General features: G+C 64.0%; 12 protein-coding genes and 1 pseudogene. 7 read left to right on the top strand and 6 right to left on the bottom strand.

From position 1 onward, the window contains the following. Positions 1 to 15: 15 nt before the first annotated feature. Positions 16 to 1,644, top strand: a complete 1,629-nt coding sequence (locus LPJ38_RS30085; protein ID WP_145640634.1) for a hypothetical protein — start codon at positions 16 to 18, stop codon at positions 1,642 to 1,644. A gap of 18 nt (positions 1,645 to 1,662) precedes the next feature. On the opposite strand, the gene cysN is transcribed toward LPJ38_RS30085, so the two are convergent. Both cysN and cysD read right to left on the bottom strand, forming a co-directional pair. Beyond that, positions 1,663 to 3,537: a sulfate adenylyltransferase subunit CysN gene (cysN, locus tag LPJ38_RS30080; RefSeq protein WP_145640636.1), complete on the bottom strand. Its 1,875-nt coding sequence runs from the start codon at positions 3,535 to 3,537 to the stop codon at positions 1,663 to 1,665. Next, positions 3,537 to 4,475, bottom strand: a complete 939-nt coding sequence (cysD, locus tag LPJ38_RS30075) for a sulfate adenylyltransferase subunit CysD (protein WP_145640742.1) — start codon at positions 4,473 to 4,475, stop codon at positions 3,537 to 3,539. The genes cysN and cysD overlap by 1 nt, the downstream gene beginning before the upstream one ends. Before the next feature lie 656 nt (positions 4,476 to 5,131). Between cysD and LPJ38_RS30070 the strand changes: the two genes are divergently transcribed. Then, positions 5,132 to 5,557, top strand: coding sequence for a twin-arginine translocation pathway signal (locus LPJ38_RS30070; protein WP_145640638.1), 426 nt, complete (start codon positions 5,132 to 5,134; stop codon positions 5,555 to 5,557). A 15-nt stretch (positions 5,558 to 5,572) separates the two neighbouring features. On the opposite strand, the gene LPJ38_RS30065 is transcribed toward LPJ38_RS30070, so the two are convergent. Further along, positions 5,573 to 6,775 carry an FAD-dependent monooxygenase gene (locus LPJ38_RS30065; RefSeq protein WP_145640640.1) on the bottom strand — a complete coding sequence of 401 codons (1,203 nt, stop codon included), beginning with the start codon at positions 6,773 to 6,775 and terminating at the stop codon, positions 5,573 to 5,575. Positions 6,776 to 6,794: 19 nt separating this feature from the next. Then, a complete protein-coding gene (locus LPJ38_RS30060) occupies positions 6,795 to 7,040 on the bottom strand; it encodes a zinc-finger domain-containing protein (RefSeq protein WP_008562814.1) in 246 nt (81 codons plus the stop codon). A gap of 307 nt (positions 7,041 to 7,347) precedes the next feature. Between LPJ38_RS30060 and LPJ38_RS30055 the strand changes: the two genes are divergently transcribed. Then, positions 7,348 to 8,484 (top strand): hypothetical protein, encoded by a 1,137-nt coding sequence (locus LPJ38_RS30055; protein ID WP_145640641.1) that lies wholly within the window; start codon positions 7,348 to 7,350, stop codon positions 8,482 to 8,484. 167 nt (positions 8,485 to 8,651) lie between these two features. After that, complete coding sequence (locus LPJ38_RS30050; protein WP_145640643.1) at positions 8,652 to 9,407, top strand: alpha/beta fold hydrolase; 756 nt, start codon at positions 8,652 to 8,654, stop codon at positions 9,405 to 9,407. Positions 9,408 to 9,436: 29 nt separating this feature from the next. Here LPJ38_RS30050 and LPJ38_RS30045 read toward each other — a convergent pair whose 3' ends face one another. Then, complete coding sequence (locus LPJ38_RS30045; RefSeq protein ID WP_145640645.1) at positions 9,437 to 10,372, bottom strand: LysR family transcriptional regulator; 936 nt, start codon at positions 10,370 to 10,372, stop codon at positions 9,437 to 9,439. A 106-nt stretch (positions 10,373 to 10,478) separates the two neighbouring features. Between LPJ38_RS30045 and LPJ38_RS30040 the strand changes: the two genes are divergently transcribed. The 3 genes and pseudogenes from LPJ38_RS30040 (at position 10,479) to LPJ38_RS30030 (ending at position 15,218) form a co-directional block, all read left to right on the top strand. Next, entirely contained in the window at positions 10,479 to 10,892 is a 414-nt protein-coding gene (locus LPJ38_RS30040; RefSeq protein ID WP_145640647.1) for a hypothetical protein, read from the top strand. A 155-nt stretch (positions 10,893 to 11,047) separates the two neighbouring features. After that, positions 11,048 to 11,509, top strand: a pseudogene (locus tag LPJ38_RS30035) (alpha/beta fold hydrolase); the annotation flags it as partial. A 298-nt stretch (positions 11,510 to 11,807) separates the two neighbouring features. After that, on the top strand, positions 11,808 to 15,218 hold the full coding sequence (locus LPJ38_RS30030; protein WP_145640649.1) for an AAA family ATPase: 3,411 nt from the start codon (positions 11,808 to 11,810) through the stop codon (positions 15,216 to 15,218). A gap of 561 nt (positions 15,219 to 15,779) precedes the next feature. On the opposite strand, the gene LPJ38_RS30025 is transcribed toward LPJ38_RS30030, so the two are convergent. Further along, on the bottom strand, positions 15,780 to 16,595 hold the full coding sequence (locus tag LPJ38_RS30025) for an ABC transporter substrate-binding protein (RefSeq protein WP_231088450.1): 816 nt from the start codon (positions 16,593 to 16,595) through the stop codon (positions 15,780 to 15,782). Between the last annotated feature and the right edge of the window lie 251 nt (positions 16,596 to 16,846).

The following is a 16,846-nucleotide window of genomic DNA, read 5'->3' as shown; positions in this document are numbered from 1 at the left end:
GTCGCCCGCGGCCTGTTGGATGGCGGCTATCGAACTGTCACCGCGTACCTTCTAGACGATGCGGCCGCTGAGATTGCGTCAGCCCTTTCTTCGGAGTTCGGCGAAGCTTTCCGAGTATCGGAACGGAGGGGCCAGACGCCGACTTCGGCCGAGCCCGAAGCGTTCGATCCCTTCGACGCAATTCTCCTCATCGGTGGTGATGCAGAGACGGTCAGCGCCGCGCTGCTCGGCTATGTCGACCGCCGCGCGCCAGCTCTGGTTGCTCCGGTCACAGAACGTTACTATTCGAAGCTGCCGCTCTATTTGATATCGATCCCCAAGGCCGGCACACATCTCCTCTTTCGCTTGGCAGAAGCGCTTGGCTATGCGGCGGGGGGCGTCGCGCCGGACCGGCCGAAGGGCGGTCATTGGTACTATCTGCTTCACAGCAATGCGCATACCATGACGCGGGAGTTCTTCCGGGACGAGCTGCAGCGCGCGCCGTTCGGCAATCGGGCTCACCCCTTCATGCGGTCGCCTGCGCTCTTCAACTACCGCAATCCGTTCGACATATTGGTCTCCGAAGCGAATTATTGGCACATCGACGGCAACAGTCCTTTGTCGGTGCTGCTGGGACATCTCTCCTTCGAGGAACGCATTGCGCGGCTGATGGAGGATCGATGGCTGCTGGGCTCGGTCCGCGATCGGGTCGGCGAGTTTGCAGCCTGGCTGGACTGCGGAAACGTCGTCCCGATTTCGTTTGAAGAGATCGTTGGTGATGCCGGCGGCGGTTCGGACGAGGCATTCGAGGCGCTGGTGTGGTCGCTGCAGCTCAAATTGCACGCGCCTGGGATCACCCGGGATATCTGCGCCGCGGCATCCGGTCGTTCGAGCCCCACGTTCAGGGAGGGCCGCATCAACGGATGGCGGCAGGCCTTGTCGGCGGACGTCGTCCGTCAGCTCGAGGCACTCCCTCAGGACTTCATGGTGAAGTTCGGTTACGACGGCTCGTCGGTCCTGCCGCGTCACGTCGCGGCGTTTCGTCATCGGCCCCTGCGATTGATGTCGACCACGCACTTCTCCGTTCCGTTCCTGGTCGAGACGGATTTCCTCGACCACAACATTGTCTCATTCAACCAACGCTACTATGGAATTCCGTTCTCGGCTGGCAGCGCCGATCTCCGTCAGCTCTCCGCGGAGGAGCTCGCACGATTTGCGAACTCCGAAAGCTTGGCGTCGGTGCGTGCTCAAATCGTCGCGCGGGAGGTCGAACGACAGGTCGCGCCGATGGTCGGAGAGCTCGTCAAGTCCGAGCTGGAGAAGCTCCGCCGTCGCGGGCCGGATGATACCGGAGGGGAGCGTGCTTTCTCGAACGGTGGGATTTCAGCCGATGCGACTGAAGGCCGAACCGCCCCCGTTGTCTCACCTTCCGGCGGTGACGACAGAGTAGGCGAGATCCGACCGCTCGGAAGCTTTTTGAGGCACAACCTTTTCGAGCGTCGCGACGGCGTCATCGCCGTGCCGATGAGGATCGGTCCCGTCGATCCCAATCTCTACGATTTGAGATATGCCCCCGGCGTGATCGCCGAGCGCAGCTTGATGTCAGTCTACGCAAGCGTTCTGCGCGCCAGTTTTCGTTGGGTCTGCAGGCGAGCAAGACTGTGATGCGAGGGCTCGAGCCTTCTATCGTATCAGTCCAAGTTCGGTCAGCTTAGCAATCAGATGATGGGCCAGTTGCTCGGGCTGCTGGCCGACCGTGCGCAAATGAATCTCGGGAGTTTCGGGCGCTTCATAAGGCGCATCGAAGCCGGTGAAATTCTTGATCGCGCCGGCTTTCGCTTTTGCGTAGAGCCCCTTGGGATCGCGCCTTGCGCATTCCTCGATCGGCGTGTCGACGAAGACCTCGATGAACTCCCCATCAGCGACCAGTCGCCGTACCATTTCGCGCTCCGCCCGGTATGGCGAAATGAAAGAGCACAAGACGATCAATCCCGCATCCACCAGCAGCTTTGCCACTTCGCCGGCGCGCCGGATGTTTTCGACCCGGTCGGCCTCGGTGAAGCCGAGGTCACGGTTCAGCCCGTGCCTCACATTGTCGCCATCGAGCATCATCGTATGATGACCGGCGGCGTGAAGCTGCCGCTCGACGATGTTGGCGATGGTCGATTTACCTGCCCCTGACAGGCCGGTGAACCAGATGATGGCCGGCTTCTGTTGCTTGTGTGCGGCACGCTCGGCCTTTCCAACCAGCGTCGCCTGCCAGGGGATGTTGGTGCCGCGTCGCAGGCCGAAGGCGATCATGCCGGCGCCGAGCGTATCGTTGGTCAGCCGATCGATGATGATGAACGAGCCGGTCTTGCGGTTCTCTTCGTATGGATCGAACGCGACCGGCGTGCCGGTCGACAGGTTGCAGAAGCCGATGTCGTTCAGACCCAGTGTAGGGGCCGCGAGATGCTCGCGCGTATTGACGTCGATCTTGTATTTGATCCCGGTGACGGAGATCGGCGTGGTCTTGGTCCCGATACGGGCCAGATACGAACGGCCCGGGATGAGCGGTTGATCGCTCATCCAGATGATATGAGCAGCAAATTGATCCGAGACTTCGGGACGCGACGCCGAACTGACCAGGAGATCGCCGCGCGCGATGTCGATCTCATGCGCCAGGACCAGCGTGATGGCCTCGCCTGCGGTTGCCGACGATTGCGAGCCTTCATAAGTGAGGAGCTCCTTCACGCTTGAAGCATGGCCGGAGCCGGCCGCGATGATGGGGTCTCCGGGATGAATCGTGCCGGAGGCGACCGTTCCGGCAAAACCTCTGAAATCGGGTCCCGGACGATTGACCCATTGCACCGGAAACCGGAACGGCTTGTCGGCAGTTCCATGCGCGATGTCGACGGTTTCGAGGTATTCCAGCAGGGTCGGGCCACCATACCAGGGCGTCTTGCGCGACGGGCTCGTGACGTTGTCGCCGTCGCGGGCGGAGATCGGAATCGCTTCGATCGACGAGAAGCCCAGCTTCGATGCGAAGACGCGATAGTCCGAGACGATCCGCTCGAAAACGCTCGCCTGATACGCGACCAGGTCGATCTTGTTCACGGCGAGGACGACGTGGCGCAGACCCAGGAGTGAGCAAATCAGCGAGTGCCGACGTGTCTGGATCAGAACGCCTTTCCGGGCATCGATGAGCAGGATGGCAAGGTCGGAGTTTGATGCTCCGGTCGCCATGTTCCTCGTATACTGCTCGTGCCCGGGCGTATCCGCGACGATGAAGGATCGTTTCGACGTTCCGAAGAAGCGATATGCGACGTCGATCGTGATTCCCTGTTCACGCTCGGCTTCGAGGCCGTCGACGAGAAGGGCCAGATCGATGTCGTCGCCCGTCGTGCCATAGCGTGCCGAATCCTTAGCAAGCGCAGACAATTGATCCTGGAAGATCTGCTTGGAATCGTGAAGAAGACGCCCGATCAGCGTGGACTTGCCGTCGTCGACTGATCCGCACGTCAGGAGTTTGAGAAGGTCCTTGCTCGCGCGCTCTCCGGCAACGTCGACGCCGTCCATCAAAAGTAACCCTCTCGCTTCTTCTTTTCCATCGAGGCGGTCTCGTCGCTGTCGATGAGGCGGCCCTGACGTTCCGACAGACGCGTCGATCGCATCTCGGACAGAACATCTTCAAGGGTCGTGGCGTCGGATTCGATGGCCCCCGTCAACGGATAGCATCCGAGGGTTCGAAATCGCACACGCCGCATCTCCGGCTGCTCGCCGGGCGCGAGCGGCAGACGATCGTCGTCCACCATGATCCAGGCATCGTCGCGCCGCACCACGGGGCGTTCTTTGGCGAAGTAGAGCGGCACCACGGGAATTCTTTCCAGCATGATGTAGTGCCAGATGTCCAGTTCGGTCCAATTAGACAGTGGAAACACGCGGATGGTTTCGCCCGGCCGAATCCGCATGTTGAACAGGTTCCACAATTCGGGACGCTGATTGCGTGGATTCCACACATGCCCCTGCGAGCGGAAGGAGAAGATGCGTTCCTTGGCTCGGCTCTTCTCCTCGTCTCTCCGCGCTCCGCCAAATGCCGCGTCGAAGCCATGGAGGTCCAGCGCCTGCTTGAGCGCTTCCGTCTTCATGATCTGGGTATGCGCGGAAGATCCGGAGGCGATGGGGCTGATGCCACGCGCCAATCCGTCCTGGTTGGCATAGATGATCATATCGAGCCCGAGCCGACGCGCCGTTTCATCACGGAACGCGATCATCTCCCGAAACTTCCATGTCGTGTCGACATGAAGAAGAGGAAAAGGCGGCCTCGCCGGATGGAATGCCTTGATGGCAAGGTGCAGCATCACGCTGGAGTCTTTGCCGATCGAATACAGCATCACGGGTGACCTGAACTCGGCAATCACCTCGCGCATGATCTCGATGGATTCCGCTTCCAGGCTCCTAAGATGCTTTGGCAGCGCGCGTCGCGGAATCTCATCCTGTGATATTGAAGTATCCATCACGTATGATCGTCTGCTGCTCTTGTTGGGCTCGGAATATCCCGTGTCCGCCGGCGACTTACCCTTGAGTTCGGACCCACAGCTGTAGAGGAGGTGCTCGTCCTTGGCGAGGGAGCATCTCTTCGCCGCCTCGATGGCGCCAGCGATCGCCGGGATCTGGTGCGGGCGGCCGGACTCGAACCGGCACAGGCCTTGCGGCCCCACGGATTTTCTTACCACTTCGGCTTTCGCCGCCGCCCACCCGGCGTTCGTGGTCTGGACTATCCCTTCACCCTGGCGCTTGTCCGCTGTAGGTGCTGCCCGTCTAGTCTCTACACCTTCCCCCTGACGGGGGCTTGGCTCGGGATTGCCAGTGAAGGTTTCCCCGACTTTGAGCAGTTCTGCTCCCAGGGTTTCCCCCAGGGCACTCAATGGCTTAAGTCCGATGCGTCTACCAGTTCCGCCACGCCCGCATCGGCCCATCTATACGGCGCAAATAGTCTAAGGCAAAGAGAATACAGTTGTTTTCGCACACGCTTTGAGCGCTGGATCGGCCCGCTTGATCGAACGCTCGTTGCGATTCCCGCGTCGGCCGACCGATCCCGCCACGGAAGCCTCAATCCGGACATCTGTTGTTGCTTTAGGCATTCGCAATTTACGGGGACTATTCATCCGGCATGGCTGCTTCGTTTTCATGTTTTCTGCGCGGCTCCGTCGCGCTGCTGGCGCCGCTTGCGGCTGGCCTTGCGCTGTCCGGCTGCGCCGGCATGAGCGAGACGGTCGCGCCGGCCTTTGCCGATCCCGGCAAATACGAATTGTACGACTGCAAGCAGCTCGAGGCGGAGCGCAAGGCGCTGGCCGCCCGCACGGCCGATTTGCAGCGGCTGATGGACAAGGCAGAGACCGGCGTCGGCGGGGCCGTCGTCTCCGAGCTCGCCTATCGCAACGAGTACGTTGCGGTGCGGGGCCAGTCGCAACTGGTCGAGGACGCCTGGCGCCGCAACAGGTGCCGGGAAACGCCGCCGAATGCCGCGCCGACGGCGCCCGCTCCGCAGCCGCCGGTGATCAAACCCGCTCCGAGATCCGGCAGCGCCGCGCGCTGAGCCGCCGCAATCGCTTCACGGCCGCCAATTGTAGATCCAGTCCTGCCGCGCCAGCATCCGGTCCGGGCCGAGGGCGCGGATCGCAAGATCGCGCGCGACCGCGAGCGGCCCGGTGAAATGATAGATGCGACCCTGCTGCCGCGCCGTCCGCTGCACCCGCCGCACGCGCGCCTGGCGTGCCCGGCCGTATTGCGTCAGCGCGGCCGTGATGTCCGCAGTGCTTTCGGCGGTCTCTAGGCTCAAATGCCGGGCGAGCACGGCGGCATCCTCGATCGCCATGCCGGCGCCTTGCGCCGCGAACGGCAGCATCGCATGCACGGCATCGCCGAGCAGCCCGATCGGCCCGTTGCTCCAGGGACAGCCGTCGGGAACGCCGAACAGCGCCCATTTGCGCCAGCTGTCGACCGTGGCGAGCATCATCCGCGCCGAGGCCGGCCAATGGGGCGCGGCGAAGGCGTCCATCACCTCGCGCCGATCGCCGGGCGTGCTCCAGCCCGGCCTGTTCCATGTGCCCGGCAGCACCGCGACCACGTTGATCTGGCGTCCGCCCGCGATCGGATAGGCCACGAGATGGGCGTTGCGGCCCATCCAGAGCTGCACCCGGCGTGCGGTGTAATCCTTCGGCAGCTGCGTGGCATCGAGCGTGCCGCGCCAGGCGATCAGGCCCGAGAAGCGCGGCTGCACCTCGGGAAACAGATGCTGGCGGACCGTCGACCAGATGCCGTCGGCGCCGATCAATGCGCTCGCCAGATCGCTGCGGCGGATCGTGCCGCTGCGATGGACCACTGTCAGCCCCTTGGCGTGCGGCGCGACGTCCTCGAAGGTCGCGCCCAGCTTCAGGTCGATGTCGGGATGGTCGGAAACGGCGTCGGCGAGCATGGATTGCAGGTCGGCGCGGTGCACCACCCAATAGGGGGCGCCGGCGCGCAAGGATGCAGCTTCACCGAGCGGCATGCGGAGCAGCTCGCCGCCGGCCCGGGCGCTCATGATCGAGACCGCCTCCGGCGTCACGGCGCGCTCCTTGAGCCGTTCGGCGAGGCCGAGCTCGACCAGCACGCGGCTGGCATTGGGGGAGAGTTGCAGGCCGGCGCCGACTTCCTCGAGCCGCTCGGCCTTTTCCAGCACGACGATGCGAAAGCCGCGGGCCGCGAGCGCAAGTGCGGCCGTCAGTCCACCGATGCCGGCACCGGCGATGACAATCGTTCGGGAGAGCGCCACCCCTGACCGATGCGGGCGGTCAGGCCACCTTGTCCTTCAGCACGCATTCCGGCGGGCGGGCTTCGCCCGGCTTCAGGTCGGCCGCGAAGCGGTACAGCGTCGAGCAATAGGGGCAGATGATCTCGTTGTCGTTGCCGAGGTCGAGGAAGACGTGCGGATGATCGAACGGAGGGTTGGCGCCCACGCACATGAACTCTTGCGAGCCGATCTCGATGACGGGAACACCGGCATCGTTGTGGAAGTGCGGGACGACATGGTCGGACATCGTAACTCATCCTGGAGTGGCAATGGCGGCAGATACAATCAAAACTGACGCGGCATCATTATGGCGCCGCGGACCATACTGGCGGGTGGTGATGATTGCTAGTCCAGCGGAACCGAAAGCTCCGCAACGCCCCATGCTCATTTGCTCATGCAAATTCGACACAATCTTGCGGCCTGAGAGAAGCCCTTCTTTCGTCGGGGACGTTGTGTCGCAATTTTGGCGTACTATGTCTGTGGGACGAACGCAGTTGCGACCAAAGACGACGCGTCAGGCGTCAACGATTTCAGGACCTTCCAGGTTTTTCCGCATGAAATGGCTGCGAATCAGCACAGCGTTGGCCGGTATCGCGGCATGCAGCTTCATGCTCGCGCAGGTAGCACCATATGCCCGCGAGGCCGGCGCCATCCTCGCCGCGCAGGACGATCCGGTCGCGCTCTCCGAGCTCAAGCTCGACGTGCTGCTGCGGCAGAACGAGCGCCTGGTCCAGGACAACATCGAGGCTGCGCTCGCATCTGGCGATGCCGATCTCGCCGACAGTTTCGTCGCACTCGCGCGTGACCGCAACATCGCGCTGCCGGATGACCTCATCAGCCGCGTCAGCGATGCGGTCAAGGCGGAGAATTCCACCTCGCAATTCGCCAAGCGGTTTGCCACCGGTCTCGTCACCGGCAATGCCGAGGACGTCGCGAGCCTGTCGGGAACGGTGGCCGGCGATCTCTTCGTGTTCGGCGACATCAGGGACATCGTCCGCGAGGGCAAGCACCTCGCCATGGGCGAGGACACCGACCGCCTCGTGCTCGGGCTTGCGGCGGCGGGGCTCGCGGTGACCGCGGCAACCTATGTGTCCGTCGGCGGCGCCGCGCCGGTGCGCGCCGGGCTGACGCTGGTGAAGGACGCGCGCAAGGTGGGGCGGCTCGGCGAGGGGCTTGCCGCCTGGGCCGGCCGGTCCGCGCGCGAGGTCGTCGACACGCCGATGCTTCAGAATGCGGTGGCCAAGGGTTCGGTGCTGCGCCCGGGCGAGACCGTGCGCGCGATCAAGGCTGCGTTCCGTGCCGAGAAGGCGGGTGCGCTGGTCCGGCTCGGTAAGGACGTGACGCGTGTTGCCGGCAAGACCGGCACACGCGGGGCGATGGACACGTTGCGGATCGCCGAAGGTCCCAAGGACGTCGCGCGCGCGGCGCGGCTCGCGGAAGCCCAAGGCGGCAAGACCCGCGCCATCATCAAGCTGCTGGGCCGCGGCGCGCTGCTGCTCGTCGGCGGCATGTTCGATCTGGCGCTCTGGCTGTTCGGTGCGGCGCTGACGCTGTTCGGCCTGTTGTCCTCGATCAAGGTCACCACCGAGCGCCTCACGCAGGCCTGGTGCGATCGCAGGCGCGCGCGCCGGCTCCGCCGGGCGCAGATGGCGGCGGAGGCTGCTTTGGCGGATGCAGGCCTTCGGGCCTAAACGCGACCAGATTGCGGTCATTCGGAGCCGCGCTCCAGGCTATTGTTTGAGCACATGATCTCCACGCAAACGCGTTCCGCGTGTGCCGCGCGCAAAAACCGCTGCACAACTTTCCGGATCGTGCTCTAAGATCGGCTTGTCCCCCCTCGAGACCTCCGGAACTGATGATGCCGAGCTTCAACAACGGCGCCGTTGAAATTGCCTATCTCGACGAAGGCGAGGGCGAGCCGATCATCCTCGTGCACGGCTTTGCCTCCAGCAAGAACGTAAACTGGGTCTATCCGACCTGGGTTTCGGAGCTGCGCAAGAACGGCCGCCGCGTCATCGCGCTCGACAATCGTGGCCACGGCGAGAGCGCCAAGCTCTACGAGCCCGCGCAATATTCGATTCCCGTCATGGCCGGCGACGTGCTGGCGCTGATGGATCATCTCGCCATCCCGCAGGCCGACATCATGGGCTATTCGATGGGCGGGCGGATGACGGCGTGGCTCGCGCTCAATGAGCCGCATCGCCTGCGCTCGGCGATCCTCGGCGGCATCGGCATCGGCGGGCTGATCGAAGGCACGGGCCCCGGCGAGAATGTCGCGAAGGCGCTGGAGGCGCCCTCGCTGGACGACGTCACTGATCCTATGGGCCGCACCTTCCGCGCCTTCGCGGACCAGACCCGCTCCGACCATCGTGCGCTGGCCGCGTGCCTGCGCGGCACGCGCGATCTCATGACGAGGCAGCAGGCCGCACGCATCGAGGTGTCCGTGCTGATCGCGGTCGGCACCGCCGACGACGTCGCGGGCTCCGCGAGCGCGCTCGGCGCGATCATCCCGGGCGCGCAAGTGCTCGACATCCCGAACCGCGATCACATGCGCGCGGTCGGGGACAAGGTCTACAAGACCGGCGTGCTGGAGTTTTTGTCACGGCGGGGGTGAGGCGGCAAAGGGCCAAGAGGGGTCTTCGCCTACGCTGCCTTGTCGCTGAACGCGGCGGGAAGCGTGTTGAGGAATGACATCACGCGCTGCGTGCGCAGGGGAGGGCGGCGGCCCGAGGTGCGCACCATCCATAAGGGTTCCCCTGGGACGCGCCAAGACTCCAGAACCTCGACCAGCCGGCCGGCGCGAAGGTCTTCGGTGACGAGCCATGCTGGCCCCCAGCCAATTCCAAAGCCGCTCGTGATCAAGTCGAGCGTAGCATGCGCGTCGTCGCAAATGTGCTTGGGCTTGGGCGTGACGCGAATGGGTCCTTTGCCGCGCGGGTCGGCGAAGCGCCAAGTCAGGATCTGACCGGTCGCGGGATTGCGGAAGCCGACATGGTCGTGCGCGGCAAGCTCGTAAGGCGTGACCGGCACGCCGCGCGCCTTCAGATAGACAGGCGAGGCGCAAGCGATCCAGGAGAACGTGCAAAGCCGCCGTGCCTGATGGCCCGGCGCGCGGTCGAGTGGCCCCGAGCGGATAGCGATGTCGACGCCTTCCGCTGCGAGATCGAGGATCTCGTTGCGGAATTTAACCTCGATCTCGATTTCCGGCCGCTCCCGCAGGAACGCGGGCAGTCGCGGCAGGATGCAGGCGCGGGCGAAGGAGGCGGGGGCGGTCACGCGCACCCGACCGCCATCGTCGCGCGCGACGTCGCCGAGCGCGGATTGGACGCGGGCGAGACTTTCGACCAGCGCGCGACCCGCCGTCATGAGCCTGTCGCCCTCTTCGGTCAGCGCCAACGAATGGGTGGAGCGATGCAGGAGCCGCAACCCGTGAGCCTTTTCGAAGCGGGCGACCGCCTTGGACATCGCCGAGGTCGTCGTCCCCGCCCGCCGCGCGGCTTCTGCGAAGGAACCCGCCTCGACGACGCGGACGAAGGCGAGGAGACGTGAGAGATCGGGAGGGAAAGTTGTTGTGGACATTCAGTCCACATAATCATGGCCGCAGGGTCACTACAAGGGTCGTCCGGCAACGGCTAGCAGCGAGCGTCAGCGCGCATTCCGCAGCGCTATAAATCCGGGAAGTCCGATGACCCTGATGGAAATCACTCTGCAAGCCCTCGATGCCGCCGAGCGGGCGATTCCAGCCGGCCAGCCGATCTTTATGCTCAATCTGATACGCTACCGCGCGCAAGCGCATTACGAGGACGGATTCGATGCTGCGCCCTGCTCGGGCCGCGAAGCGTTCGATGAACGCTACAGGCCGGCATTCCGCCGTCTCGCGGCCGGGAAGCCGCTCGTGCGCGTGTTTTCCGTCCCGGTCCTGGCGAGCCTCGTCGGCTCGCCAAGCGAACGCTGGGACGAGGTGGCGCTCAACGAATACGGCGATTTCGCCACTTTCCGCTCGATCGTCGACACCGAGACCTACCGGCGCGAAGTCGCCCCGCATCGACACGCGGCGCTCGAAGATTTCCGCCTGTTCGCGGTCGCCAAGGCGACGTGAACAGTTTCGAAACTACGGTGACGATGCTGGGCTGCACCTTTAGGTGAGACACGGAGATTACGCAAAACTACGTAACAGTGCACCAATTTGCCTGACCAGAGCCGTCAGATGCGCGGAGATTTGTGCACTGTTACCGTAATTTGACATCATGGAGTTATTCGATGGGCGGACGGATGACGGCGTGGCTCGCGCTCAATGAGCCGCATCGCCTGCGCTCGGCGATCCTCGGCGGCATCGGCATCGGCGGCCTGATCGAGGGCTCCGGCCCCGGCGAGAATGTCGCGAAGGCGCTGGAGGCGCCCTCGCTGGACGACGTCACCGATCCCATGGGCCGCACCTTTCGCGCCTTCGCCGACCAGACCCGCTCCGACCATCGCGCACTCGCCGCGTGCTTCCACGGCGCGCGCGACCAGATGACGAGACAGCAGGCCGCGCGCATCGAGGTGCCGGTGCTGATCGCGGTCACGGCCGACGACGTTGCGGGAAGTGCGAGCGCATTCGGCGCGGGCATCCCGGGCGCGCAAGTGCTCGACATCCCCAACCGCGATCATATGCGCGCGTTCGGCGACAAGGTCTACAAGACCGGCGTGCTGGAGTTTTTGTCACGGCGGGGGTGAGGCGATGTTGCCGGAGACGAGGAGTTTGTTGCCGAATTGGCCCGAATGTCACGCCATAAGCGCAAGGGTCGCACCTCAGCCCCCCGGCAGCACGTCCTTGGCCAAGTCGGCCATGCCCATGGATGCTGCACTCTTCACGTCTTCGACGGTTATCGGAACGTAAGGCAACGGGACAGAAGCTGGCTTTCCTCACAGTCAACTCGTGACGTTTCACCGCGCCCACCGCACGCCATTTTGAGATAGACTGGAGTAACTACTCTGACGGCGTCTGAGGACGGCCGAGCGGGGAGATGAGCCCATGGACGTCGCGGCCTGGCTGCGTGGTTTGGGGCTGGGACAGTACGAGCAGGCGTTCCGCGAGAACGACGTTGACGCCGGGGTCCTCGCCGATCTCACCGCCGAGGATTTAATCGGGCTCGGCGTCGCCTCGATCGGCCATCGCCGCAAGCTGCTCGCCGCCATTGCTGACCTGCGTGCCGTCTCAATTTCGGCCACCACTCCTGCCACGTCCGCACCCGCCGCTATCTCCGAAAAGGCTTGGCTTGCACCCGAGGCTGAGCGCCGCCAGCTCACGGTGATGTTTGTCGACCTGGTCGACTCGACCGCCCTCGCGGCGCGCCTCGATCCGGAGGAAATGGCCGAAGTCCTGCGGATCTATCAGAGCGTAGTGACCGGCGCGATCGCGCGGTTCGAAGGGTACGTGGCAAAGTACATGGGGGATGGTGTGCTGGCCTATTTCGGTTTTCCTCGCGCCCATGAGGATGAGGCCGAACGCGCGGTACGGGCCGGCCTCGCTGCAGTCGCGGCGGTGCACAGCCTGGAATCGGCGCATGGAGAGAAACTGGCGGCCCGGGTCGGTATCGCGACCGGCCCGGTGGTTGTCGGCGAATTGATCGGCGAAGGCGCGGCGCGGGAGGAGACGGTGGTCGGCGACACGCCGAACCTCGCGGCGCGGCTGCAAGCCTTGGCCGACCCGGGCACGGTGGTGATCTCCGCTCGCACCCGGGAGCTCGTTGGCGGGCTGTTCGAACTCGCCGAGCTTGGCATGCAGATATTGAAAGGATTTCCCGTACCGGTACGCCCGTGGCGGGTGGTCGGGGAAGGCGCCGCCGAGAGCCGGTTCGAGGCCTTGCACGGGGCGGGTCTGACGCCGCTTGTCGGCCGCGAAAATGAGATCGGCCTGCTGCTCGATCACTGGGAGCGAGCCAAGGAAAGTGAAGGCCAGGTGGTGCTGCTGGCGGGCGAACCCGGCATCGGCAAGTCGCGCCTCTTGCGGGCGCTGCGCGGGCGGCTTGAGAATGAGCCGCATACGCCCCTGAGCCACTACTGCTCGCCGCACCATCAGACCAGCCCGCTTTATCCTGTGATCGGCCTGCTGGAGCGCGCGGCGGGTTTTGCCGCGGGCGATCCCGCGGCAACGCGGCTCGACAACCTCGAGGCGCTGCTTGCGCTATCGACCGATGATGTCACCGAGGTGGCGCCGCTGCTCGCGGCATTGCTGTCGCTCGAGACGGGTGCGCGCTACCCGCCGCTCGACATGAGCCCACATCGGCAGAAGGAGCGGACGCTCGAGGAACTTGTCAATCAAGTGCTGGGCCTCGCAAGGCAGCGGCCTGTCCTCGCCCTCTACGAGGACGTGCACTGGGCAGATCCGACCTTGCTCGAGCTGCTCGATCTCCTGGTCGACCGGGTGCAAGGGGCCTCCGTTCTCGTCCTCATCACCTTCCGACCCGAGTTCGAGCCGCCCTGGATGCGCTATGCCCATGTCACCGCGCTGACCCTCAGCCGGTTGAGCCGCCGGCAGGGTGCCGCCATGGTCGAGCGGGTGAGCGGCGGCAAGGCGCTGCCTCCTGCGGTGCTCGACCAGATCGTCGCCAAGACGGATGGCGTGCCCCTGTTCGTCGAGGAGCTGACGCGAACCGTGTTGGAGACCAATCTGCTCCGTGATGAGGGCGACCACTATGCGCTCGCAGGGCCGCTGCCGCCGATGGCGATCCCAACCACGCTCCAGGAGTCGCTGTTGGCCCGGCTCGACCGGCTCGCTCCGGCCCGTGAAGTGGCCCAGGTCGCGGCCGCGATTGGCCGGGAGTTCTCGCACGAGCTGCTCGCGATGACGGCCGCAGTGCCGGAGGATGACCTTCAGCCGGCGTTGGACGACCTCGTCGACTCGGGCCTGGTGTTCCGGCGCGGGACGCCGCCTCAGGCGACCTACAGCTTCAAGCACGCACTTGTGCAGGACACCGCTTATGCGACCTTGGTGCGTCCGAAGCGGCAGCGCTTGCACGCCCGGATCGCCGCCGCGATCGAGCAGCATTTTCCGGAGACGGTGCAGGCACAACCGGAGCTTCTGGCCCATCATTTCACAGAGGCCGGGCTGGCCGAACCGGCGATCGATTATTGGCTGAGGGCAGGGCAAGCAGAGATCGCGCGCTCGGCAACGGCAGAGGCAGTCACGCAACTGACCAAGGGGCTCGAGCTAATCCCTAATCTCCCCGATGACGCCGCGCGATGGCGTCGCGAACTCGAACTGCAGGTTGCCCTCGGTGTCGCCCTGATGGCTTCGAAGGGCTGGGCCGCGCCGGAGGTCGGGCGGGCCAACGCACGTGCCCGAAGCTTGTGCGAGTGCCTCGGCGACACGTCGCGGCTCTTCCCTGTGCTCTATGGGGAGTGGGTTTTTCACGTCGTGAGGGCGGAGCTCGAGGCCGGTCGAACGGCAGGCGAGGAATTACTCCATCGCGCGCAGGCACAGAACGATGTTGCCGCGGAAACCGTCGGTAACCGCATCGTCGGAACCGCTGAATTGCTTCGCGGCGACTTAGTGGCCGCGCGAGCTCATCTGGAGCGGACGCTCGCTCTTTACGATCCGGCGACCCATCGCTCGCTTGCCTTCCTCTTCGCGCAGGATCCAAAGGTGGCGGGCCTATCCGTTCTATCCTGGGCACTGTTCGCCCTCGGCCATCCCGAGCAGGCCCGGGCGAGAAGCGAAGAGGCTTCGACAGATGCGAAGGAGTTGTCTCACCGCAACACCCTTGGCTATGCCCTGCTTTACGGCTGCATTCTGTCGCAGCTCCGCCAAGACCCACACGAGGCTGGAGATCAGGCGAATTCGCTGATCGCGCTTGCAGCAGAGCAGGACTCCCCGCACTTTTTCGGGGCCGGCGCAATCATTCGCGGTTGGACGCTGGGCGAAGCTGGGGATTATAGGGCTAGTATAGCGCAAATCCGAGACGGACTTGCGATGTGGCAGGCCACCGGGGCGGGCTTCCTGGTGCCCTATTTCAGAAGTCTGCTTAGTGAGGTCCACGCTCGGTCCGGCGCAATCGACGAGGGCTTGGATCTTATTGACGAAACGCTGAACCGGGTGGAGGAAACCGGCGAGCGATGGTTCGAGGCCGAACTTAATCGGGTGAGGGGCGAGCTGATGCTTCGGCTGCCGAAGGCCGACCCGGCCGCTGCGGAAGCACGGTTCCGACAAGCGGCGTCAGTTGCGCGACAACAGAGCGCCAAGCTGTGGGAGTTGCGCGCAGCGACACGCCTTGCACGCTTGTGGAACGAACAAGGTCGGTACGACGAGGCTCACGACCTGCTCATCCCGCTCTACAGCCAATTCACCGAGGGTTTTGGGACAGCGGATCTTCAGGCTGCCAGAGCAACACTTCGCGAGATCACTGCCAGCTCCGAGCCGAAGACCCGAGATGCCGCTAGTTAATGAGGTGCATGAGCATGGCTGGCACTTTGCCGGTCGCTTGGACGGATCTGTCCGGTTTTTAGCAATGGCCACGTCTGAACGGCGGCTCAGGATCAAAGGTCAATTAGCCTTCATGCGGCGTTCGGTCTCCCGGAGAATAACCGCGTTGCGGTACACTCAGACGACACTGCGCTCTGAGCTAAGGTCCGCTACGGGCCAAGAGCGGACTCGTGCCTACTGGCCACTTTTTAACCCGGAGTGGCCTACTTTGATTTTGGCAGAGGCCTGTTCTGAACTTGAGTACAGGCGGCAGCTGTCTTCCGTTGCCACGGTCCCCACCGCTCCTCATCGACTGACGCAAGATCGCGCGCGGGCATCGGCTCTTTAAAATTGAAATCCGTTGGGTGGATCCAAATTACATACAGATACTGGCGCGTCTCGCGGGGGAGTTCAGCCACCGCGCTATCCGCCCAACAGCTGCAAAAAGACTCCATGTTGCCGGGCGTCTTTTGGCACATGGGACACTGCCCGGACTTCGCATTCGGGCCAAATCCGGACTCATGCATCGCAGCAAACTGCGCGTCATTCGATCACGTCGTCAGCACGGGCGAGCAGCGAGGGCGGCACTGTGAGACCAAGCGCCTTGGCAGTCTTCATGTTGATTACGAGCTCGAGTTTGGTTGGCTGCTCTACCGGCAGATCGGCAGGCTTGGTGCCTTTGAGGATCTTATCGAGATAGCTGCCTGCACGACGCCAGATGTCGGCCAAATCAGGACCGTAGACGACCAATCCGTCCTTGGCGAATTGCCGAAAGAGATGAATCGCGGGCAGTTGATGTTCGGCCGCAAGTGCGATAACTCGCGGAGACTCGAAAACAGTCAGATAATCGCCAAGGACAATGATTGCCATGGCGTGCTGGGCGGAGGCCGAGGCAAAGGCACTGTTGAGTTCTTCGGCCTTGGTCGCCTCGACAATCGGCAGAGCCACGCCTAGCTCTCGCGCTGTGCGGGGTATCTCCTCGGCTAATGCCAACCGGTGCATGGGGTTATCCGGATTGACCAGGATCGCAACCTTCGAGGCGCCAGGGACCAGTTCGCGGAGGATTTCTATTTGTTTTGCGACCGCCACTCCCGCGGTGGTCGCAAGGCCCGTGATGTTGCCGCCTGGATGCGACAAGCTTCGGACGAGGCCAAGCCCCACGGGATCGAACACAGCCACGAATACAATCGGAATGGTAGCAGTTGCTGATTTCAGGGCTAGGGCTGCTGCCGGCCCGGAGGCAATTAGCAGATCGGGAGCTAGAGCGATCAACTCGGCGGCTAAAGCTGGCAGTCGATCCCGGGCATAACGATATTCGACAAGCAGGTTCTTGCCCTCGATCCAGCCCTTCTCGCGCAAGCCCCTGAGCCATGCGGCGTGAGCTGGATCGCGAGCCGGCTCATCCGCCCAAGCGCCGAGGAAACCAATTCGCCGAGGCGTCCCCTGCGCCCCCGAACGCCTTGGCGAAACGAGTATTGCCGCGGTGCCCGCTATGAACTCCCGCCGCTTCATTCGTTCCTCATCAAGCTAGAGGACGATGGGCGCAGAGTATCACGTTTCGATGGTTGTACCCACAGCGTGTGCAAATGTTGCGTCGCAAATGCGGTGCG

The sequence above is a fragment of the Bradyrhizobium daqingense genome (genome assembly GCF_021044685.1).
Classification (GTDB): Bacteria; Pseudomonadota; Alphaproteobacteria; order Rhizobiales; family Xanthobacteraceae; genus Bradyrhizobium; species Bradyrhizobium daqingense.
Note: the sequence above shows the minus strand (reverse complement) of the source record. Positions and strands in the feature narration are given on the sequence as shown.

Coding starts and splice junctions, on each gene's coding strand:
- LPJ38_RS30070 (WP_145640638.1), top strand. CDS start 5,132: ATGGCTGCTTCGTTTTCATGTTTTCTGCGCGGCTCCGTCGCGCTGCTG.
- LPJ38_RS30050 (WP_145640643.1), top strand. CDS start 8,652: ATGCCGAGCTTCAACAACGGCGCCGTTGAAATTGCCTATCTCGACGAA.
- LPJ38_RS30055 (WP_145640641.1), top strand. CDS start 7,348: ATGAAATGGCTGCGAATCAGCACAGCGTTGGCCGGTATCGCGGCATGC.
- LPJ38_RS30060 (WP_008562814.1), bottom strand. CDS start 7,040: ATGTCCGACCATGTCGTCCCGCACTTCCACAACGATGCCGGTGTTCCC.
- LPJ38_RS30040 (WP_145640647.1), top strand. CDS start 10,479: ATGACCCTGATGGAAATCACTCTGCAAGCCCTCGATGCCGCCGAGCGG.
- LPJ38_RS30045 (WP_145640645.1), bottom strand. CDS start 10,372: ATGTCCACAACAACTTTCCCTCCCGATCTCTCACGTCTCCTCGCCTTC.
- cysN (WP_145640636.1), bottom strand. CDS start 3,537: ATGGACGGCGTCGACGTTGCCGGAGAGCGCGCGAGCAAGGACCTTCTC.
- LPJ38_RS30030 (WP_145640649.1), top strand. CDS start 11,808: ATGGACGTCGCGGCCTGGCTGCGTGGTTTGGGGCTGGGACAGTACGAG.
- cysD (WP_145640742.1), bottom strand. CDS start 4,475: ATGGATACTTCAATATCACAGGATGAGATTCCGCGACGCGCGCTGCCA.